This is a genomic window from Alloalcanivorax xenomutans (assembly GCF_900217905.1).
GTDB lineage: Bacteria > Pseudomonadota > Gammaproteobacteria > Pseudomonadales > Alcanivoracaceae > Alloalcanivorax > Alloalcanivorax xenomutans.
This window is the reverse complement of sequence record NZ_OBMO01000023.1, coordinates 5617-26711: the sequence shown is the minus strand read 5'-3', so window position 1 is coordinate 26711 and position 21095 is coordinate 5617. Positions and strand designations below refer to the sequence as shown.

Sequence of the window (21095 nt, the reverse complement as noted above, 5' to 3'; positions counted from 1 at the left end):
TCGGAACCTTGTTTCAGATTTTCATAAAAAACAGCAAGTTAAAGAGATTTTGGTGTTTCGGGAATAAGTAAACCTTTACGGCATAAATGTATCTTTTTTGCCCGGACCTTGGCCCTTTTGGTCCTTCCAGGGAAGCAAAAGGGGGACAGGTAACTGAGGCTAAGTGCTTGATTTAAGAGCGCCTTTAAAATGTAACTGAACGATAAATGGCGAATTTTGAAAGATCAACTTAAGACACAACTGTGCACCGTTGTAACCTCATAGTCAGTCGGTACGGGGGACAACACAACGACCAGTACCGGCCACGGCAAGCCAAGGAAGCAGTAACGACTTGCCACCAACCCAAAATATGGAATTAAGAGGAATTGATCATGAAGAATATGAAGAAAGCTTTGATCATGGCGATCGGCGGTGCGGCTCTGATGGGGGCTGCCAGTGCTCAAGCGGCCAGCATCTCCCAAGTTGGCTCCAACCCCTTCACCTTTGTAGGTTCTACGGTTCTTAATCAAACTGGCTTGCCGTCAATTACGTGTACCCTGAGCCTGACTGGTAATGTAACTTCTGGTGGTGGGGCCGTGACTGTTGACGTGACTAGTGGTTCCGTCAGCGGTGGCTTCGGCTGTAGCGCAGTGGAGCTTGAATTCCCGTGGACTGCTACTACGACTACCGCTGCTGCAGCGGGTGAAGATACTGCGGTCACCTTCGACGGGGTAATTGTTTATACTACTTTGTTTGGCAAGCAGTACTGTGGTAGCTCCAGCGGTAATTCCGTGGATGCAGTATTCAACAATGGTAGTGTGGCATTGAACGCTGCGGCTTCTCAGTTCTCCTTTAATACCAACGTCGGCTCTAACTGCACCGTAAACGGTACTCTGACGGGTCAGAACTTCCCGACCCAGGACGTAGACCTGCTGCCGTAAAGCTAATGAAGAGAACTTCTCTCTTCTAATGGTTTTGTGATGGCGCCATGGTAAATTAGGTGTTGTTACGGATCCCAGTAAAAACCCCGGCCACACTTGGTCGGGGTTTTCTGTTTCTGGTGTATATGTAATGCTCTATGGTTGCTTGATACTTGCCAGCCGTTTCTCAATGAAAGCGACTCTATATAGGGAATTTCACAGGAAGGTGAACCGCCCTGGGTTTTGAGGAGGCTGTTTGGTTTAAGTCAGGCTACGATAGCGCCCTGACTGTCGAGTTGCCTGTAGTAGTTTGCCTCAGCTTCCGCCGGCGGGATATATCCCAGTGGCCCCATCAGTCGCTGATGGTTGAACCAGGACACCCACTCCAGCGTGGCCAGCTCCACGGATTCCATGGACTTCCAGGGGCCACACCGATGGATCACTTCCGCTTTGAACAAACCGTTGATGGTCTCGGCCAGGGCGTTATCGTAGCTGCCGCCCTTGCTGCCTACCGACGGATCAATGCCGGCTTCGCCCAGGCGTTCGGTGTAGCGCACGGAAACGTACTGCGAGCCTCTGTCGGAGTGGTGAATCAAGTTCTCCGAATCGCCCGGCTGACGGGCGTAAAGGGCTTGCTCCAGGGCGTCGAGCACGAAGTCGGTGGTCATGGTGCGGCTGACGCGCCAGCCCACGATACACCGGGCGAACACGTCGATAACAAAGGCCACATACAACCAGCCTTGCCAGGTCGAGACATAGGTGCAGTCCGAGACCCAGAGCTAATTGGGGCGATCCGCGGTGAACTGGCGGTTGACCCGATCCAGCGGACACGGCACCGACCGATCCGCAACGGTGGTGCGCACCGTCTTGCCTCGGCGTGCGCCGCGCAGGCCCAGGCGACGCATGAGCCGTTCCACCGTACAGCGCGCCACGGGAATGGCTTCCCGGTTCATCTGCTTCCAGACCTTATCGGCGCCATACACCCTCAGGTTGGCATTCCAGATTCGTTCGATCTCCGGAATCAACCGTTCATCGCGCTTGGCCCGGTCGCTACGCCGTTCCGGATGGCGCTGCCGGACCGCATGGCGCCAGTAGGCCGATGGGGCAACCCGCAGCACTCTGCAGATCGGCTCGACCCCATAGGTATCCCGGTGCTGATCGATGTAGGCGTTCAGGACTTCAGTTTGCGGTCGAGCTCCGCTTGGGCGAAAAAAGCGCTGGCCGTTCGAAGGATGTCATTGGTGCGCCGTAATTCCTTGTTCTCGCGCTCCAACTCCTTGAGGCGCTGGGCCTCGGCCGTGGTCGTACCCGGCCGGTCTCCGGCATCAATCTCGGCACGCTTGACCCATTCCAGCAAGGTCTGCGGTACGCAACCAATCTTCGGCGCGATGGACTCCACAGCCGCCCACAGGGATGGGTACTCACCACGGTGTTCCTGCACCAGGCGAACCGCACGCACTCGAACTTCAGGGGAAAACTTATTGGATTTGGTCATGGCTCCATTCTCTCAGATGCTAGAGCCTCCTCAAAACCCAGGGCGGTTCAGAGTGATGTGGTTCCGTGAGAGACGACTTCGTTAACTGAGAAATTTGCGAGGCGTATTGGTGATTAAATACAGAGATTTTTCAGATTAAAAGGAGGCCGTTAAAAGCACTATGATTCAATAGGTAGTAAAATATGAAAGGAAGCCCCGCAGGAACGCGGGGCTCAACGAAGGTTTATTTGATTGGAGCGGATATATACTGAAGGCGGCTGCCGTACGCTGGGATTCTTAGAGGAAGGCTGCCGGCGCTTACGCCATCGTGCTGATGCATCACGATATCGATATCGACATCGTTCGTGTTAAACTGAGAAATCATCATTCTCCCATCATCAAGGAACTGGATTTCCCCTGAAAGGTCCATTGTGGCGGGGTAGCTCATAAAGCTATGGGTTGGGTCCAGGTAAGGAAGATTGTGGCCCAGTTCGATACCGTCCATATAGAGATCCACCGAGGTGGTTAATATTGGGGTACCGTTGCCTTCGTCCTTGATCCAGCCTTCAATTGGTTGAGAGCGGACTCCTGACTGACCTTTTGAATAGCGCATTCTTAGCATTTGTGCGCCGCTTTTGCTGGAGCCAAAGATTGGTCCACCGGTGAGATGGAAACGAACCGGAATAGAGGTTGACATGAACTGGCTGGGCCAGATCAGGACCTTGATGCCGCGGCCTTCCACGTACTCTCCAGTGACCTCAGCGGTAAGGGCGCCGGTAAGATAGGTGAACTTCTGTTTGGGGCATTCATAGGGAATACCATATACCGCGAAGGGAACTGCGGGGTCCCATGCAATGGCCTCTTTATAGCCACACCCAACACTGGCTCCGTTTACGACAGGGGCTGGAGGTACCTTTGTAGAATCCGGTTCAACGCCCCTTGTATCCAAGGAAAATACCTTGGCGCTGTTGGGGGGAGGTAAAACGCCATTCGGGTCGAGCAGGGGATCCGCGTTGGGATCCAAGGGTTGATCGTCAGCCCCTTTTTCTTCGGCGTAGTATTGGTAGAGGTCAGTAGCAGGGCTTGTATAGAATGCTCCTGAGCCGTCAGTGATTTGTTCGTTTTTTTCGTGCACGAAGTTTGCGTTGACATCATAGGATGGCGAATTCGCCAGGATCTGAAGCACGTTGCTATTCGTCGTATCGCCCTTAAAGTATAGAACGATGTCCGGACCACCTGCGTCATAGGGCTTTCGCTCGGTGAGGAAATTCCATTCTCTTTCTGAGCTATCAGGAAGAGGGGTTCCAGGAGGGCCGGCGGCATAGACGGGTTCGAAATCGATGTCGGCAAAGTAATCCGTTTGTATCGGGTAGCCGTCGAGATCGCAAATTGCCTGGCTGCCATCGCATGTCGCGGTGTTGGAATAGCTGTCGCCATTGGACTTAAGGGTATAACTATATAACTTGCCTTCTACCCAGGGTGTCGCCGGCGTGAACTTCAAAACTTTGCCGCTGAGAGAATAGGCCCCCTCCACAGGTGTGGAATTGCCATTCTCATCAAATTCGCTGACAAGGAAGCTGCTGCCGAGTTTGATGCTCATCGGGTCAATTTCTCTTGAAAACTGAACGACGATTGGTTTGTTTGCGGAGAGCTTCGGGACTGGCAGCAGGTCGTCTGCTTCTTTCTGGTCATATTGTGAGCCTTGATCCCACCCTGGGAATGCGCCTTCGCAACGGCCTTGTATGTCGTTGTCCAAGTCCCGGGTCGTTTCATCAATGGCACACGGAAAGCCGGGATACGTCGACAGGACGATTGGTGAGCGGTGCTCTACCGGGATAGGGCCGGTTGTAGGAGGGGGGGCTCCATTTTCTCCGGAGATGGCTTCTCTTTCCGTGACAACCAGAGGGAGGGTAATATCGTTTATTTGCGAGGGCTGTAGCGGATTGCCCGCAAGATCGGTGATTCCTGTGGGAATTGTAAGGCTATAGACATAGTCCTGCTCGGGTCTAGGATTCTTCAGGTTATTTTTGGGTTTAATGACGATAGAGGTCCCATCAGCGTAGTAGCTGATTTCTTGTTCTATGCCATTCTCATAGAATACAAATCTCTCCCCACCGATATTCTGAAGATCCAGTTTTTCGCTGAAGTTCAGAATGATAGGATCGCCAGGCATATAGAGCTGGGATTTATCATGAACGACGCCATTTTCATCGGTGTACTCACCCAACGTCCAGCTCTGCAGAACCGGCGGCTGGTTATCTTCCATCTCAGCCACCGCATCCACCGGCGGATTTTGCTGGTCTTTGTAAGACTGCAGCTGGAAGCTGAGCAAGCCGTAGCCGTATTCCTGGCCAAGCACATTCGGTTCCACCACGCTGACGGCGTCGATGTTGAGCACGCCTTCGGTGGTGTCCACGGCGGCGGTGCCGATCAGTTCGATGTGCAGAATGTCCTGGGTGAAGGCGCCGTTGGTGCGCGGGTCTTCGGTGGCGATGGCCACGTCCATGAACAGGTGCACGATGCGCAGGGCGTCGCTGCGGTTGCTGTTATAGGGGTTGGGCACTAGGTACCCGGTGGCGTCGCTGAGCATGCGCATTTCCACCTGGCCGGAGGAGAAGCCCGCCGGTACGTGGCCGCCGATCAGTACATCGATGCTGCTGCCGTCGAGCACGGTATTGCGCGGCAGACGGATCGGGGTGACATCCGGGTACTGGGTGACGTCCGCCAGTTCCGCCATGACCGCGTTGTTGCTGGCCTGGGTGATGTTGGCGTCTTCGCCCAGCAGTACGCCGTTCACCGGCACCTCGTTAATCGGCTTGCCGGTCAGCGGTGACAGGTTGGTGCGGTTGGCGGAGTCGGTGATGCGTTGCACCAGCACCGCCGGTTCACCGCGCGGAGAGGAGTCCTTCGGCGTAAAGGCGATTTCGTCGCCGCCGAAGGTCTCGCCATAGACGCTGGTGATGCCGTCGCCCAGGCGCAGGGTGTAGGTTTCTCCCGGCGTCAGGTAGGAGAAATACTTGTCTTCGGGATCGTCGGATTGCGGGTTCGGGTCCACGGTCATGTAGCGGTCGTTGACCACCAGCACCGCGTCCACCAGATTACCCTGGCTGTCGTACAGGCCCACGTTGTCCGCCGGCGCGGTGCTGCTGGCCGGTGCGTTGCCGTAGTGCACGGTGGCAGGGTCGATGGGCTGGCTGAACTGGAAGCGGAAGGTGGAGAAGTCCATCACCGGTTCGCTGCTACCGCCGTCGGGGATGCGCCGCTCGATGACGAAGTCGTCGCTGCTGACCACCAGGGAACGCGGGCCCTCATGCATCGGCCGGGTGGTGAAGCCCAGCACCTGATTGGCGGCGGTGCCTTTTTCCAGTTTCAGGTTCTTGATCACCACGGTGTAGTCGGTGAGCGGTTTGAGTTTGTCGTCCGGGGTCAGTACCAGGCCGCGGGGTTCGCCGTCCACGGTGGAGAACGTCGCGGCCAGGGTTGGGCCGCTGGCGTCGCCTTCGTGCAGGGTAATGGCTGCCTCGGCGGCGTCCACGGTGACGGCGCTGGAGAAACGCAGTACCACCGGGGCCGGCGTCGGCACTTCGGTCTGGCCGTTGTCGGGGTAGGCGTAGAGCAGGCTCTGACGTTTGCTTTCACCGGCGTCGGGGCCCGGCATGTCGCTGCCGCCACCACCGCCACAGGCGCTGAGAATCAATGCGGAGGAGATCAGCAGGGCCCCCCGCTTCAGGGTCAACGTAATCATGACTACTCCTTAGAACTGCATGCTGATGGAGGCGGCGAAGACGTTGACGTCGCCGTCGGTCTTGACCAGGTCGTCGTTACCGGTCTGATCGGAGTACAGGTGGAAGCTGCGCTCGCCGATATCGTGATACTGGTAGGCCAGATCGAAGCGCACCGGGTGCTTGAAGCCGTAGACACGATCGGCGGTGGCGTGGAAGCCGATGCCATAGATGGTGCGGCGCGCATCCAGGTAGTTGATCTCCTTATTGACGCCGGTTTCCAGCGGCGACTCCTGATAGGCGATACCGCCGGAGAAGCCGATACCGGGCTCAAACTCGTATTCGACGCCGACACGGGGGATAAAGGTGTCCCGGAACTGAAGGTCGCCGACATCCTTGATGTCATCGTGGCCCGAGGTCAGTTTCTCCTCCAGCTTGGACCACTCCTGGAATTCCAGGGCCACGCCGGTGCGCCACTTGCCTTTTTTCACCTGGGTGCCGAACACATAGGTGTTGGGCTGGTAGGAGTCGATGGTGCTCAGGTTGATGAACAGGCCGGGTTCCGGAATGGTTTCCGGGATGACCATGTTGGCGTCAACGCTGACACGGGCATAGGAGTAGCCACGGAAGGCAAAGGCGGTTTCCACGCCGTTGTACCAGCACTCGGCGTCGGGGCAGAAAGTCTCCTTCCAGTCCAGGCTCATGCTGAGGATGGGCCGCAGTACCGGCTTGGCGGTGACGTCCAGTTGTTCGTACTGGGTGTCGCCAGCCAGGTTGCTCCAGGCATAGAGCTTGGCGTCGGAGTGCAGGGTGATGCGGGTGCCGAAGCCGATGGCGAGGCCGCGCCAGATGTTGGTGCCGACGCCCAGGGACAGAAACAGCGGCTCGCGGCCGTGGCTGAAGTATTGCCCATAGGGGGCGGTGCTGGAGTTGAACGCCATCAATTCCTGGGAGTACTTCTCGGAGCCGATCAGCAGACCAAGCACGATGGGTTGGCCCAGTTCGGTGATGTCGGACAGATCGGTGCGCAGGCCGAGCAGGATCTGCTGGGCGGGATCGTCCTGGACCTTGTAGGTACCGTGGTTCTGGCTGTCCGCCTTGAGATTGGGGTCGGCGTGGAGCAGGCCGGCGGTCATTTCACCGCGGGTGTCGCGGGCCAGATAAGCGGGATTGTAGAAGGCGGTGGAGACCTGGGTGTTGAACATGGAGAGGGCCTGGACGGTGGCGACATCGCTGGGCATGACGCCGTAGGTGGTGGCCAGGTTACCCATGTTCGCGGAAGCTATCGCGGGGGCAAGCAACAGTGCGCCGGCGCGAAGTCCGTTTCTCAGGCGGGAGCGTGATGACATTGGTGACAATCCTCCAATTTCTTATGTGATCTTCTTGGCGTTTTTTTTATGTAGTGCCGCCCTCGGATTCGGGAGAGTAAAGGGGTGGAGCGGCGTACAAGGGGTAGGGTAGGACAGAAGTCACTGTGTCCAGAATTTGTCATTGAAAAGAGACTCTTCAAGACACTTGAAGGAATATAAAAAATCAATAAAAACAAATGGTTATGATTTTTATGTAAGTGTGTTGTAACGCTCTTTTGGCGCTAAGGTCCAAGGAAAAAAGAAACAAAAATAGCCCAAAAGTTTACTTTGCTCGAACCAATATGGGGACACAAAACGTATACCCTGACCAGCGCTGTACTCTGAAAAAGGGGACACGAAGCATAAGGAGAAGGAATTAGCGCTGGAATGCCCGTAAAGTAAGGGGTCGGCCATTGTTCCTGCCCGCCATGCACCATTGATTTTTAAGTAAACATGTGTTCACAACCGTGATGACGGCGATTTTTGTCTCGGCTGCCAACCGGGGCTGGAACGAACTGCTAAGCGTCTGTAGGAGCCAGCCCTGCTGGCGAATCGGCCTTGGCATGGTGATATTCGCTTGCAGGGTAAGCTCCTACAGAGACTTCGTGGGGTGGGGCTCTGAAAGGAGAGGTGGAAAAAATACGATAAAGCCCGTTTCCCGAAGCCCGGATCGGATCTCGGGCTTCAGGCATTGTTTGTCCCCGAGACGGGTCAGTGCTGACTGCCGGTGCCGCGAAGCCAGCTCAGGATCGATTCCCGTGTCAGGTAATGAGGTTTTGCGCGTGGCCGTTGGTCTTGGGCCGTTCGGGCTTTAAACGACCCAGTTTGACGTTTTTTGACGCGCGCACCTCACCGTTGGAAAAGGTATAGACGTCTCCGGTTTCGGAGAGAAACACGGTCCAGTAGAGCTCGTGTTCCGGCCCATAGTCGATCAGTACGTGGGCCAGTCCCTCGCCCCTGGGGGTATTCAGGGGAATCGCCGGATTCAACTGAATCATCATCATGGCCAGAACCTCCATGGTTAATGCCAACACCCCGATTGTGGCGTGAGGCGAAGCGGAAACACCATAAAAGGACTGTAAAAGTAGATGAACGGTTACCTGTTTTACCGTATTTGACCGCTTTTCAGCGTTTTTCGATGCAACCTTTGCGTGGATTGCCGATCACAGGAGATCCCGCCCTGACCATCACGCAAATTCGCAAAAGTGGTTTGGAGCGAAAGTTCGAGAACGGGTAGTTTAAAGGGCGTGTCCAATGGCACGACCGCATAGTGAATGGAGGCTGAAGAATGAATTCAAGGATTAATGCCCTGCTGGGCGGCGTGCTGCTCACCGTTGCCTTGCCGGCCCTGGCTGCCGAGTCGGAGCCGCTTCCGCTGGAGAAGGTGGCGCCTTATCCGCAAGCGGAGGAAGGTTACCAGCGCTGGGTGATCCGCCTGCCCGAAACGGAGAATCCGGCACGCATGCAAGTGGAGCTGATGCCCGGCAAAATTCAGTCGGTGGACTGCAACCACACATGGTTCCACGGCAAGCTGGAACAACGGACTCTGGATGGCTGGGGCTATTCCTATTGGCGGCTGAGCGATGTCAGCGGGCCGGCGTCCACGCTGATGGGCTGTGGCGACGATACGCGCCGTGACGCCTTTGTAGGCGTCAACGGTGACGGCTTCGTGCTACCCTACAACAGCCGTCTGCCGGTGGTGGTGTACCTGCCGGAAGGGTTCGAGCTGCGTTACCGCCTGTGGCGCGCGGATGAGGAGCAGCTGGAGGCGGAGCAGGAGTAGGCGCGTACACGGCCGTGGGATGCGCGCCCACGTCGTTCGCCGCCAGGGCGGCTCCCACAGCGGCTTGGTAGTATGATCCGGAGCCAGCCCAGACGCGTTGTGGGAGCTGCCCTGGCGGCGAACTCAGTACCCTGGGAACCGATTCACAATTTCGGCGCCAAGCCACGACAACAACCGCTTGACTGGTGTTCAATGTCAGGCACGATGGAAGAAAAAAGTGCTCAGGAGGAGCCATGCCCCGGACCCAGCGTCCCGTTATAAACGGATATTTCAATTACTTCGAGCAATGCGGAGACGCCATGCGCAGCGTGTTCCGCGATAACCTCGATTGCCGCCGCTATCTCGCCAACCTGTACGAACTCAAATTGCGTTTTGAAGTGCCGATTTATGCCTGGTGCCTGTTGCCCGTGAGCGCCAGCATTCTCACCGGCCCGTTTCGCAGTAGCGACGACGCCACCGAATTCATGCAGTCACTAAGCTTGTTTCAGGTGGAGCCGCGCCGTATGCCGGCTCCGAGCACCGCCAGCCGTCGTTGGGAACAGCGCTTTCAGCTGTGTCAGGTGGCCCCGGGGTACTGGCCGCTGGCGTGCATGCGCTACATGGAGTTCCTGCCGGTACGGGCCGGTGAATGTGATATGCCCTGGAATTACTCCTGGAGCAGTTTCCGGGCGCGCATGGGCATCGAACCCAGTGCCTTGCTGGATCCCTACCTGGGCTACCTGCGCATGGGCAACGACGAAGAAGATCGCCGCGAATGCTACCGGCTGTTCATGGGGCGCGGTGTGCCGGATGGCGAGGCCGCGACCATACGTGAAGCCCTGCTCAGAGCATCGCCGTTAAAAGGATAACGACAAAGAGTAACGACGATTTCTGCCTTCCAAGCCAACATTGGCTCTCTTGCGGCATCCAAGGGTGCCGTTTTTTTTGTGCATAAAACTTGTCCGTCAGGTTTTAACGGCCTCTTCAAAGAGCGTTGCTCATATTATTTTCAATAGTGTCTTCCGCTATGTCGGGGGTGCATTTTTATACGGAAAAACAAGGTCCGTCGCCTTTTTTCAGGTAGGCTGTCGCGGCAAAACAAAAGGGGACAGATAAAATCCGTACCATGGTGCCGATTTCGGGTTGGTATTTTTAGGGTGAAGTGTAAAATTATCGAAACATAATTAAAGACTGTGCAGAGAGCATGGCTATGCCACGGAAGAGGCGTTTTATTCTTCCAGACTTCCCCTGTCATATCATGCAGCGAGCCCGAACCGGTGAGCGGATATTCCGGGAGGTGGAAGAATTTCATAAATACTTGCTGGATGTTCAGGATCTGCGCACCAAACTGGGTGTGAGGATTTATGCATGGTGCCTGTTGAGCGATCAGGTCAATCTGCTGCTTGATCCCATGGGCGATCCCCAGCGCATTAGCGAATTCATGAAGTCGCTGTCGGTAAGAACGGTGCGCCGGCACAATCGCATCGCCAAGCGTAATGGCCGGCTTTGGGATGGGCGTTATCGCTCCAGTCCGGTGCAATGGGGCCCGTGGTCGTTGTCCAGCATGCGTTATATCGAAACTCTGCCCTTGAGTATGGCGGGGGTGGAGCATATTGATCATTACGACTGGTCCAGCCATGTCATCCGTATGGGATTCATGGCCGGTTATCCGCTGGATAATCATCCGGATTATCTGGCTCTGCACAGCGATGAAACAGAGAGGCAAAAGCTCTACCGCCGGCTTCTGACCCGGGAGATGGGGGACGCCGAATGGTGCCATATCCATAACGCTATTTACCGCAGCCAGCTTACCGGTGATGACCGCTTCATCGACCAGGTGGAAAAAGCCACCGGTGTCCGTATGGCCCGCCGGGGGCCCGGCCGCCCCAAGGGCTCGTTGTCTCGAACCCCCCGCCGCCGCAAGGCACGCCGCCGCCGCTGAACGGCCAGCTACAAGGCCAGCCCGATTCGCCAGCAGGCTGTGGTTCCCACAGCCTGCTGGCGAATACCCAACACCAGAAGTCCCATTCGCGTTGCAGGGCCACCATGGGAACCTCCTACAGGGAGCGACGGCGGAGATTGCGATAAAACACCACCTTGGATAAGGTTTATTCAATTGATTTATTGATTATTTGAGGTCCGTGCATGCCTGTGTCCCGCCAGGAACTGTTTGATGTGCTCTCCCAACTGGGCCGCGCTTTGGGTAATGGCCATCGGCTGGCGCTGCTGGAGCATCTGGCGCAGAAGGAAGCGCCGGTGGAGGAGTTGGCGGGGGCCAGCGGCCTGTCCATCGCCAATGCCTCGCAGCATCTCCAGCATCTGCGCCGAGCCGGGTTGGTCACCGCCCGCCGGGACGGCCGGCAAATGGTCTATCGGCTCACCGATGAGCGCATTCTGAGGCTGCTGACTCTGCTGCAAGAGGTGGCGGAAACCCATCTGGCTGAAATGGAACGCCTTATGGGGCGGCTGTTCGCCGACGATGATGCCGGCGAAGCCCTCGAGCCGATGACTCGCGCTGAATTACAGCGGGCCCTGGAGGAGGGGGCGGTGACCTTGCTGGACGTGCGCCCCAACGCGGAGTATCAGGCCGGACATCTGCCGGGCGCCCTGAACGCACCGGTGGCGGAGTTGGAGAGTATGCTGTCGGCGCTGCCGCGGGACCGGGAAATCGTTGCCTATTGCCGTGGGGTCTACTGCGCGTTCTCCCATGACGCCGCCCGTCTGCTGCGTGAACGGGGCTTCCAGGTGCGCCGTTATCAAGCGGGCATCCTGGAGTGGCGCGCCGCGGGATTACCGTTGGTGGATTAGGGACTAGGGCCTGTTCACACGGCGGGATGGAAATAGTGTGAACAGGCTCTGGCCGGGAGCCTGACATCTGTTAGACTCGAAGTCGGATCATGGAATGTCAAACGCCGTGAGGCGCGGACGAAACTGGCAAGAGGTAAACACCATGCTGGTGGAAACAATAAAAGAATCACAACAGCAATATCGACAAGCGGGCCTGTCCCAGGGCGTGGCACGGCAATGGCAACAGGGCGTCGAAAAGGGCGCCACCGATGTCGCCCGGTCCATCCTGCAACGTCAGCTGCAGCGCCGTTTCGGCCATGTCCCTCCCCACATCGAAGCGCAACTGAACGCGGCGCGCCTGGACGAACTGGACCAATGGATCGATCGCTTGTTCGATAGTCTGACCATCGGCGAAGTATTCCGCTGATCCGGCGTGATGATGTGCCGCCAGATGGCGGTGCTCAAGGGCTCTGGCTCATTTTTCCGAGGTGCTTTGCTGCCGCCAGGCCCAAAGCGCGGCGAGGGCGGGAATGCCGAAAAGAAACAGGTGCACCAGCAATTCTTCACCGAGAGCGTATCCGGCGCGCAGCCCCTGGCTCAGGTTGACGGCACTGACCAGCAGCCACACCACGATGAACCCCAGGGCCGCGCGGCCACGCCAGTGGGGACGGCTGAATAACTGCAACATCCCCAGCAACAGCAGCCCAGCGGCGATGAAAATAAGCGTACGCATGATGATTTCCCCAAATTAGCATCCCGAGGACGGCGGACTATGAAGCCGCTGTAGGAGCTTGCCTGAAAGGGAATACCCCAATCAGAGGCCACATTCGCCAGCAGGCTGGCTCCCACAGCGGCTAGCGCCGACGGACCATGCTCAGCGCGTGGTGTAGCCGCCGTTGGCGAAAATGGTTTGGCCGGTGATCCACCAGCCTTCGGTGGCGAGGAAGCGGACGATGGGTTCGATGTCCTCGATTTTTGTCAGGTCCCCGTTCATTGCCTGGGATTTATGAAACTCCACCCGTTCCGGGGTCTCCTGGGGATAGAAGAAGGGCGTGTCCATGGGGCCCGGGGCGATGGCGGTGACGGAGATGCCACGGGAACCGAACTCCTTGGCGGCGGCCCTGGTGAAGTGGTCCACCGGCGCTTTACCGCCGGCATAGGTGGAATAGCCGTCGGTGAAGGCCCCCAGCAAGGCGGTGACGATGGTGATGATCTTGCCGTTGTCGTTGAGGGTCCGGCCCGCTTCCTTGATAAAGAAATAAGCCGCTTTGGAATTGATGTCGAACATCGAGTCGTACTCGTCTTCCGACGTTTCCAGGATCGGCTTGCGCAATACTTTGCCCACCGTGTTTACGGCGATGTCCACGCCGCCGAAGTGGGATATGGCCTGATCGAACAAGGCGGTGACCTGATCCGGTTTGCTCAGGTCGCCCTGTACCGCCAGAGCCTCACCGCCGGCATTCTTGATCGCCTGTACCGTGGCTTCGGCGTCCGCCTTGGAGCCGTCGCTGTGATAGTGCACCACCACCTTGGCTCCGCCTTCCGCCATCTTGCGGCTGATCAGGCCACCCAGGTTCTTGGCGCCGGCGCCGATCACGGCCACTTTGTTTTGCAGAGTCTGCGCGGTCATATCCGTTATCTCCTTTACTGGATTTAGCTGCGTATGCGATGCGGCGAATCCTCGAATCAAAAGGGAGGGGAGGTCACCGTCCTTGTTGAGGTTAACCACCCGCCTTCCCGGGATCATGTCTCCTTTCTCGACAGCAGTGTTCGAACTGAACGAACAATGCGCCGCTATCCGGTACGTCATTCGTTTCCCTCCGCTGGGCCACGAATCCGCTGTAGGCGCTTGCCTGCAAGCGAACCGCTTCGGACCTGGCGGCCAATTCGCTTGCAGGCAAGCGCCTACAGCGGCTTCGTAGAAGTCTCTGAATTTATATCGCCATATTTGTTGCAACGCGGATTGCGCTTAACGCAATCGACCCGGAGAAATCGTGCCGCCTAGGATGAGCCTTCCAGAGGGAGAGCATGATTATGAACAATAGTGACACGGCACATTTTGTTATGACCGCCGTCCATGGCGGTCACCCTTCGGGCCGTCGCCATGCAACGTTAAAAATTGCTCCCGGCAGTTTTTTCGTGCGGCGCGACGATCCGCGTACCTTCCGCTGGCAATGGGGTAAGCAATTACCCCCTTTGCCAAAGGGCGAAATAGAGGTGGCGGCGGAGAAATTCGCGCTCACCGCCAACAACATCACCTACGCGCGTTTGGGAGACAGCGGCCGTTACTGGGACTTCTTCCCGCAGGCGGATGGTTGGGGTTCGGTGCCGGTGTGGGGCTACGGGCGTGTCATTGCCTCCCGGCATGAGGAGATCGCAGAGGGAGAGCGGATTTACGGCTACTTCCCAATGAGCAGCCACCTGCGCCTGGCACCGGAAAAAGTGACCGCCCGGCGGTTTTTGGACGGCGCTGGACATCGCCGCGAGCTGCCATCCACCTATAACGAATACACCCGCGTGACCGAGCCGGAAACGGATCGGGAAAACCCCCATTTGGTATTGCGGCCCTTGTTCAGTCTGTCGTTTTTTCTGGCTGACTGGCTACAGCAGCAGCGGGCTTTCGGTGCCGAACAGATCCTGATCTCCAGTGCCTCAAGCAAAACCGCCCTGGGATTGGGTTTCATGCTGACCGGAGCGGACCGCCCCGCCGGCGAGGTGATCGGGCTTACCGCGCCGGCCAATCGGTCCTTCGTGGAAAGCACCGGACTCTACGACACGGTGCTGTGTTATTCCGATCTGGATACGGTCCGGCGTCGGCCGTCGGTGTATGTGGACATCTCCGGCAACCAGAGCAGCAGGGCGGCGGTGCATCGCCATCTCGGTGATGCTCTTCGTCACAGTTGCCGGGTAGGCTTTACGCACTGGGACGCGGCTTCGACGAACCTGCGTGAACGGGAACCGGGGTTACCGGGCCCGCCGCCAACCTTGTTTTTCGCGCCGGACCATATTCTCGCCCGGCGGCGTGCCTGGGGAGCGGAACGTCTGGCCGAGACGGTGCGGGATCACTCCGCGCGCTTTTACCGGCACGCGGCACGATGGCTGGAAATCCAGTCGTCCCATGGGCCGGAAGCGGTGGAGCAGGTCTATCTTGAGGTACTGGAGGGCCGGGCACGCGTCGATCAGGCAAACGTGCTTTACTGGTGACCTCTGATCCGAGGAGATGCGAATGTGAACCGGCGCTCGCCACCCTGGGGGGCAATCGAAGCGTTTATCGTCGCCGCGCGCACCGGAGGGTTTCGCGACGCGGCGGAGAAGCTGGGGTTGAGCCCGTCGGCATTTTCACGCCGCATCCAGGCCCTGGAAGAACACATCGGCGTGCAATTGTTTGACCGCTCCGGGCCCTCTCCGCAACTCACCGCCGCCGGCCGCCGTTATCTTCTGCGCCTGGAGCCCGGCTATCAGGCCCTGCGCGCCGCCACCGAATGGATGGCCCCGGATCCCGCGCACCGTCCGTTGCGGGTGGGGATTTCCCAGTCTCTTGCCATCAGTTGGCTGTTGCCCCGCCTGCATCGCTTTCAGGCGCGTGAACCGGGCATCGAACTGATCCTGCAAACCCGTTCCGGTGACATTGATCTGCTGGGCGGTGCCGCGGATGTGGGGATTCTCTTCGGTGACGGGCAATGGCGCCATCTGGTCTCGGAGCCGTTGATGGCGGTCACCGCCGAGGTGGTCTGCGCCGAACGGCTGGCCTACGATCTGCCGCCGCCCGCGCGGATTGAGGATTTGCCTCGTCACCGCCTGCTTGAAGCGGTGTATCCCGCCAACCAGTGGCGCGACTGGTTCCACTGGGCGGGACAACCGTCCTGGTCCGGCCAGGAACGGCTTCGTTTCGACAGCTTGCAGGTTTTGTATGAAGCCGCCGCCCGTGGCCTCGGTGTCGCCCTTGGTGTTCGTCCCCTGGTGACCCCGTTTCTGGAAAGCGGGCGGCTCGCCGTGGCCTTTCCCGGCACCTGGGCGATTCCCGGCCATTATCACATCGCCACCGCGCCCGGGCGCCGGCATGACCGGGCCGTGCAAGTGTTCTGGCAGTGGCTGAAGGAGGAAGCAGGCGCGCCGGAGAACGCCTGACGCCGACAATCAACGGTGTAAATATGCCTTTGCGTTGCGCACTGCTATAGAGTGTCTACTGGTATTGCATGACATTCTTTCAAGAAGGTTAATAAAATGAATTCAGGCAAGAACAATAAGGCTTCCAATATAACGGTCCAACGTGCTGATTTCGGCCGTGTTTCCGTCCTGTTTGGTGAAAAAAGCGGTAAGTATCCCGATGGTAACCAGGTGCTTGTTCGTGGAACCGATACTCGCGCGGCGTTCGACACTCCGATTGTCTCGAACTATATCGGCGCGGAGTTCGACGCCACCGAGCTGGTGGTGATGGGGCATGTGCATGAAGACCATATGGCGGGGCTGCACCGTTTGCCCGAAGCCGAGGTTCATGTGCATGAGGCCGACTTGCCATCGGCGCGCAGCTGGGAGGGCCTGGTGGCCGCCTTCGGTATGACATCGGAGGAGCGTATCGAGCAGACACTGAAGAAGTTCCAACGGGACTTTTTCTACGCGCCCCGGCCCGATGCACAGGGGTACCAGGACGGCGCGTGCTGGGAACTTGGCGGTTCCACGGTTCGGGCCTTCCACATGCCCGGGCATACCGCGGGCCACTGTGTGCTACTGGTGGAACCCGAGGGTGTGGCCTTTATCGGTGATATCGATCTGACCGGGTTCGGCCCTTACTATGGGGACGCCTGTTCGAACCTGGGCGACTTCCGCCGCACCCTGGCGCGGCTGCCGGATATTCCCGCCAAAGTCTGGGTCACCTCGCATCATCGGGGCGTCTATACCGACCGGGAGCATTTCCTCAACGACCTGGCCGCCTTCGCCGCCAAGATCGATCAGCGCGAGCAGCGGCTGCTGGATCTGTTGAGCGAATCCCCAAGAACGTTGGGGCAGTTGGTGGAGCAGCGGCTTCTCTATCCTGCCGGGTTCAACGCCGCCTGGGTCACGGACGCCGAGACTCGCACCATTTCGCAGCACCTGGCCGAACTTACAGCCAATGGGCGGGTGATCATGGACGAACCGGGTATCTATCGGCTTGGGAACTGAGCGCCTTCGCGGCCTCTGAGAAACGTCATGACGGACTCGATCCGGCATCTCCTGCCACGAAGCCACGCACCCTGCGGAGGGCGATGCCCGGGGTGTTGTCCAAAGATTCCCCTATACCCATTTTAAGAAAGAGCTGACTTCGCTTTTATCCTTATGAGCGGAAGGGCGGTTTTGGGCCAGATCTTATTCCATTTCCTGTAATAAAAATAAAAAAAGCGCCGTGGATTGGCACTATCGCAAAAACGGGCTCGAAGCGAATTGCGGGAAATCGAAGTGAAGGGCGAAAGCCTTGAAAAGACGCAGAGCGGCCCCGGAAGTGATCGACGCTAGGATAATTATTTGTTATAAATCGAATTGTATAAAAATAATACAAGAACGCAATTTCCTGTCAGCGCCATACCGGCATGAGGAAGTCAGCGCAGCCACCTGAAAACACAATGATTTCCGATAGGGCCAAAGGCGACTATGGAGCAGGGGCATGTCAAGGAAGAAACGAACTCTGGTGGTGGGGGAAGCTCATCACGTCTTTGAGGAAAGTCATAACCGGGAACCGGTATTCGTCGAGGACCAGGATTACCAGGAGTACCTGCGTCTTCTGCAAGTGGCCAAGGCCCGCTTCCAGGTGCGGGTGCATGGTTGGTGCCTGTTGCCCGGTGCCGCCCATTTGCTGCTGCGCCCCATGCGCAGGGCGGATGACCTCAGCTGCTGCGTTCAGTATGTGCAGCGCCGCTACAGTCAGGACTTCAACCACCGCCATGGCCGGGATGGCGCGCTTTGGCATGGACGCTTCCGCAGCGCCTTGGTGGAGCCCGGGCAGTGGCTGTTGGCGGATCTGCGTTACATGGAGCTGTTGCCGGTGATGGAGGGACTGAGCAGGTCGGCGGGGCGTTACCGCTGGAGCAGTCATGGGGCTAGGATGCGTGGCGACCACCCTGGATTGATCGATTTCAACGAAGGTTTCCTGCATCTGGGACCGGACATCAACAGCCGCCGGGACGCCTTCAGGGAACTGTTGTCGATGGGCTGCGAGGAGCGCGAACGGGAGCGTATCGAAACCGCGGTGAAGCGCAATCAATACATCGGTAGCCGGGCCTACGCCGACAAGCTGGAAAAGCTCACCGGGGAGCGTCTTCACTTCCGTGGGCGTGGCCGGCCCAGGAAGAAATAACCGTGGTGGCCCCCTTCAATTCGGGCTTTGGATAAGAGCGTAAGTCGCTCTTTTTATTGATGTTTTTAATCGGTAAAAGGTTGTCTGTCCTGGCTGGATGAGCGATAGTGATCCGTGTCGATCGGAAGCCTTGTGTTTCCCATCGTGGATGAACTTGTTGGTTTTTGCTGTTGTTTATGCACGCTCAGCCAGGGCCTTCCCTGCCTCCATATTGGCCCCAAACCAATCGGCCTCTGGTTTGAGCGTTTTTTCCCCTTTGGAGTACGTCTTCGAGGCTCATGGAGCCGGTGTTCGACTAGCACCCACCCGAGATTTATTTCCCCTGTAGGAGCCTGCCTGCAGGCGAATTGTTTTATTCTCCCCAAGAAAACCTTCGCCAGCAAGGCTGGCTCCCACAGCGGCTTCGTAGCCCCTGTGGGAAGCCGCCTCGGCAGCGAATCGACGCGCCAGGCAAAATCGTCCGAATAGCGCTTCAAAGGAAATCGATCAGGCCGCGATGATACGGAAGCGGGCTGCTTTGGCGATAGGCCGCACCCGATTCTGTTCCCGTTTCAGGTCCACGATGCCGTAATGGGACAGCGTTTTCAGGGTACGGGACAAATTACTCACCCTTCGGCCCGTGGTTTCCGCCAAGGTGGAGATAGAGGCTGGTCGGGTTTCCATTATCACCTTGAGCAGTGCGCGATTGTCGTCACTCAGAACCTCGGCGAGGGAGCGCATGGAAGTAAACCAAATTCTGGGTTCCCCCCGAGCGGGCTTGTAGTCGCCCCTGGCGATGGCCAGGGCACGAGAGCGGATCTGTTCCTGGGGAAGAATGCCGATAACCATGGTCTTCATCATCGTTGTATCTCCACTAACATTCGATCCACATCGTCGAAAAAATCACTTAAAAGCTGCGCGGCATCCGTGAACTCATAAATCGTGCCTTTATCCTTGGCATGCTGATGTCTGTGGTCGTGAGCCAGAATACGTCCCGCATACTTGAAGCCTCGGGTAGGTCTCACGGCATGAGCGTTGTCATAGCCCAATATTCGTCTTCCATATGGCTCATGGAGTGTTAACGAGTAGCGAATGCCGTGCGGTACCTCAGGCGAAGGCTTTACGGCCCAGGCCTTGATTTTGATCCAGTACCCGCGCTCCTGGTCGAGAACCGATCCATCCAGATCAAGCAAAGTCGCCATGGCGGGATCATGTCGCATAGAGTATATCATCTGTTGATAAGATTGGGCATGCCGGAGCCCTCGTGGATTGGGGGGGGGCAGAGGAGCTGAGTAATATGAACTGTGTAGCGGGCGGTATCTGTCAGCCAGCACGGAAGTTGTTGTCAGCCGAAGCAGTGCGGATGTAGGAAAAGAGCTCCGCGTAAAAGAAACCTGGTTGCCGCGGTGTTCGCGCTTGAAAATGGGGCAACATCAAGAGACATGCTGCGCGTCATTGCGCGTTTGGTGGACTGGTTGAAGGATCCAGAGCAACAATACCTGGAGCAAGGTATTCTGGAATGGTTACGTCGCCGTGGGCCAAGCCTGGACTCCCAGGTGCCCTGGCAAGCGGTCCATAATTTAAGGGAGGCACACAGTATGCTTGAGGACAGAGTACGGGAATGGAAGGCTCAGTTTTGGCGTGAAGGCCTCGAGGCCGGCATGAAGAAAGGCCGAAAGCAAGGGCTGCAAAAAGGTCGTCAGGAAGGTCGTCAGGAAGGCTCCACCACCGAAGCCCGAAACATCCTGCTGCGCCAGCTACGGCGCCGCTTCGGTGAAGTGCCGACGGAGATCGAAATCAGGCTGAACAGCGCCAGCCGGGAACAGCTGGAAGATTGGATCGACCGCGTTTACGAAGTGGAGACAGTGGAAGCGGTTTTCGACTAGCACCACCCTGTATTCATACCCCTGTGGGAGCCTGCCTGCAGGCGAATTCTTTTCTCCTCTCCAAGAGAACCCTTCTCCAGCAAGGCTAGCTCCCACAGCGGCTTCGTAGTCCCCCCTGTGGGAAGCTGCCTCGGCAGCGAATCGGCACGCCAGGAAAGACCTGATTCGAATGACGCGAACCTTTCTTACACTCACTGTCTTTTTCCACTGACAGGTCTTTCCGTTTCGGCTGACAGACCGCGCCTGTTTCTCACTGTCATAGTGTTGTCCTGCCAGGGGAGGGGATATGACAGATCACGATACTAGCTACAAGTTTTTATTCGCACACGCAGAGATGGTGCGGGACCTATTGCTGGGGTTCATGGAGGGGAGCTGGGTGCGGGAGCTTGATTTTGTCTCTCTTGAGAAAGTCAGTGATGGCTATGTCAGCGACGACTTGCGTGCCCGGCATAACGACGCCTTATGGCGGGTACGCTGGAAGAGGGAGTGGCTGTACATCTATCTGATGCTGGAGTTTCAATCCAAGGAAGACCGTTACATGCCCGTCCGGATTCAGACATACCTTGGACTGTTGTATCAGGATCTGATTCGGCGAGGGGAACTGGAAGTGGATGGGCGCCTGCCCGCGGTTCTGCCCATTGTGTTGTACAACGGTCGACGGCGCTGGCGTGCCGCCACGGATCTTAATGATCTGATCCAGGAGTCACCGGAAGCATTGCACCCCTATCTGCCCAGGCAGCGTTTTTTCCTGGTTGACCAGGGGTTTTATGCAGACAAGGGTAATCTGAGAGAAAGAAACCTGGTTGCCGCGGTGTTCGCGCTTGAAAATGGGGCAACATCAAGAGACATGCTGCGCGTCATTGCGCGTTTGGTGGACTGGTTGAAGGATCCAGAGCAACAATACCTGCA

At 57.5% G+C, this 21095-nt stretch carries 19 protein-coding genes, 1 pseudogene and 1 other annotated feature; of the genes and pseudogenes, 12 read left to right on the top strand and 8 right to left on the bottom strand.

Annotation, left to right across the window (positions count from 1 at the left end; translation table 11 throughout):
- The first annotated feature begins 371 nt into the window (after nucleotides 1-371).
- Nucleotides 372-920, top strand: coding sequence for a hypothetical protein (locus CRO06_RS16845; RefSeq protein ID WP_097058932.1), 549 nt, complete (start codon nucleotides 372-374; stop codon nucleotides 918-920).
- A gap of 245 nt (nucleotides 921-1165) precedes the next feature.
- Here the strand turns inward: CRO06_RS16845 and CRO06_RS16840 are convergent.
- The 4 genes and pseudogenes from CRO06_RS16840 to CRO06_RS16825 form a co-directional block, all read right to left on the bottom strand.
- A pseudogene (locus CRO06_RS16840) lies at nucleotides 1166-2394 on the bottom strand (IS3 family transposase).
- Nucleotides 2000-2116, bottom strand: a sequence feature (AL1L pseudoknot). It overlaps the preceding pseudogene by 117 nt.
- 223 nt (nucleotides 2395-2617) lie before the next feature.
- Nucleotides 2618-6118 (bottom strand): Ig-like domain-containing domain, encoded by a 3501-nt coding sequence (locus CRO06_RS16835; RefSeq protein WP_097058931.1) that lies wholly within the window; start codon nucleotides 6116-6118, stop codon nucleotides 2618-2620.
- A 9-nt stretch (nucleotides 6119-6127) separates the two neighbouring features.
- Nucleotides 6128-7444: an outer membrane protein transport protein gene (locus CRO06_RS16830; RefSeq protein ID WP_097058930.1), complete on the bottom strand. Its 1317-nt coding sequence runs from the start codon at nucleotides 7442-7444 to the stop codon at nucleotides 6128-6130.
- A 761-nt stretch (nucleotides 7445-8205) separates the two neighbouring features.
- Complete coding sequence (locus CRO06_RS16825) at nucleotides 8206-8448, bottom strand: hypothetical protein (protein WP_014994944.1); 243 nt, start codon at nucleotides 8446-8448, stop codon at nucleotides 8206-8208.
- A gap of 284 nt (nucleotides 8449-8732) precedes the next feature.
- Here CRO06_RS16825 and eco point away from each other — a divergent pair, with 284 nt between their 5' ends.
- From eco to CRO06_RS16800, 5 genes are all read left to right on the top strand, one after another.
- On the top strand, nucleotides 8733-9227 hold the full coding sequence (gene eco, locus CRO06_RS16820) for a serine protease inhibitor ecotin (RefSeq protein ID WP_022996362.1): 495 nt from the start codon (nucleotides 8733-8735) through the stop codon (nucleotides 9225-9227).
- A 233-nt stretch (nucleotides 9228-9460) separates the two neighbouring features.
- Nucleotides 9461-10075, top strand: a complete 615-nt coding sequence (locus CRO06_RS16815) for a hypothetical protein (protein WP_051414502.1) — start codon at nucleotides 9461-9463, stop codon at nucleotides 10073-10075.
- Between the two features lie 389 nt (nucleotides 10076-10464).
- A complete protein-coding gene (locus CRO06_RS16810) occupies nucleotides 10465-11148 on the top strand; it encodes a transposase (protein WP_179746630.1) in 684 nt (227 codons plus the stop codon).
- 203 nt (nucleotides 11149-11351) lie between these two features.
- Nucleotides 11352-12014, top strand: coding sequence for an ArsR/SmtB family transcription factor (locus CRO06_RS16805; protein ID WP_022996365.1), 663 nt, complete (start codon nucleotides 11352-11354; stop codon nucleotides 12012-12014).
- 142 nt (nucleotides 12015-12156) lie between these two features.
- Entirely contained in the window at nucleotides 12157-12420 is a 264-nt protein-coding gene (locus tag CRO06_RS16800; RefSeq protein WP_158548996.1) for a DUF4351 domain-containing protein, read from the top strand.
- A 48-nt stretch (nucleotides 12421-12468) separates the two neighbouring features.
- On the opposite strand, the gene CRO06_RS16795 is transcribed toward CRO06_RS16800, so the two are convergent.
- On the bottom strand, nucleotides 12469-12726 hold the full coding sequence (locus CRO06_RS16795) for a hypothetical protein (protein ID WP_022996367.1): 258 nt from the start codon (nucleotides 12724-12726) through the stop codon (nucleotides 12469-12471).
- 141 nt (nucleotides 12727-12867) lie between these two features.
- The gene (locus CRO06_RS16790) at nucleotides 12868-13623 is read right to left on the bottom strand and encodes an SDR family oxidoreductase (RefSeq protein WP_022996368.1); all 756 of its coding nucleotides are present in this window, start codon (nucleotides 13621-13623) and stop codon (nucleotides 12868-12870) included.
- Nucleotides 13624-14027: 404 nt separating this feature from the next.
- On the opposite strand from CRO06_RS16790, the gene CRO06_RS16785 reads away from it, so the two are divergent.
- The 4 genes from CRO06_RS16785 (at nucleotide 14028) to CRO06_RS16770 (ending at nucleotide 18321) form a co-directional block, all read left to right on the top strand.
- Entirely contained in the window at nucleotides 14028-15197 is a 1170-nt protein-coding gene (locus tag CRO06_RS16785) for a DUF2855 family protein (RefSeq protein WP_179746628.1), read from the top strand.
- Between the two features lie 24 nt (nucleotides 15198-15221).
- Nucleotides 15222-16121, top strand: coding sequence for a LysR substrate-binding domain-containing protein (locus CRO06_RS16780; RefSeq protein WP_022996370.1), 900 nt, complete (start codon nucleotides 15222-15224; stop codon nucleotides 16119-16121).
- Nucleotides 16122-16331: 210 nt separating this feature from the next.
- Nucleotides 16332-17153: an MBL fold metallo-hydrolase gene (locus CRO06_RS16775; RefSeq protein ID WP_244902851.1), complete on the top strand. Its 822-nt coding sequence runs from the start codon at nucleotides 16332-16334 to the stop codon at nucleotides 17151-17153.
- A gap of 478 nt (nucleotides 17154-17631) precedes the next feature.
- Nucleotides 17632-18321, top strand: coding sequence for a transposase (locus CRO06_RS16770; RefSeq protein WP_097058925.1), 690 nt, complete (start codon nucleotides 17632-17634; stop codon nucleotides 18319-18321).
- Between the two features lie 486 nt (nucleotides 18322-18807).
- Here the strand turns inward: CRO06_RS16770 and CRO06_RS16765 are convergent, their stop codons facing one another.
- Complete coding sequence (locus CRO06_RS16765; protein WP_244902850.1) at nucleotides 18808-19161, bottom strand: HVO_A0114 family putative DNA-binding protein; 354 nt, start codon at nucleotides 19159-19161, stop codon at nucleotides 18808-18810.
- Entirely contained in the window at nucleotides 19158-19502 is a 345-nt protein-coding gene (locus tag CRO06_RS16760) for a toxin-antitoxin system TumE family protein (protein WP_244902849.1), read from the bottom strand. Before CRO06_RS16760 ends, CRO06_RS16765 begins: the two co-directional genes overlap by 4 nt.
- 396 nt (nucleotides 19503-19898) lie before the next feature.
- Between CRO06_RS16760 and CRO06_RS20140 the strand changes: the two genes are divergently transcribed.
- Entirely contained in the window at nucleotides 19899-20186 is a 288-nt protein-coding gene (locus CRO06_RS20140) for a DUF4351 domain-containing protein (protein WP_026949756.1), read from the top strand.
- 286 nt (nucleotides 20187-20472) lie between these two features.
- Nucleotides 20473-21095: Rpn family recombination-promoting nuclease/putative transposase (locus CRO06_RS20095; RefSeq protein WP_179746626.1), on the top strand; the 623-nt coding region annotated here is incomplete at its 3' end.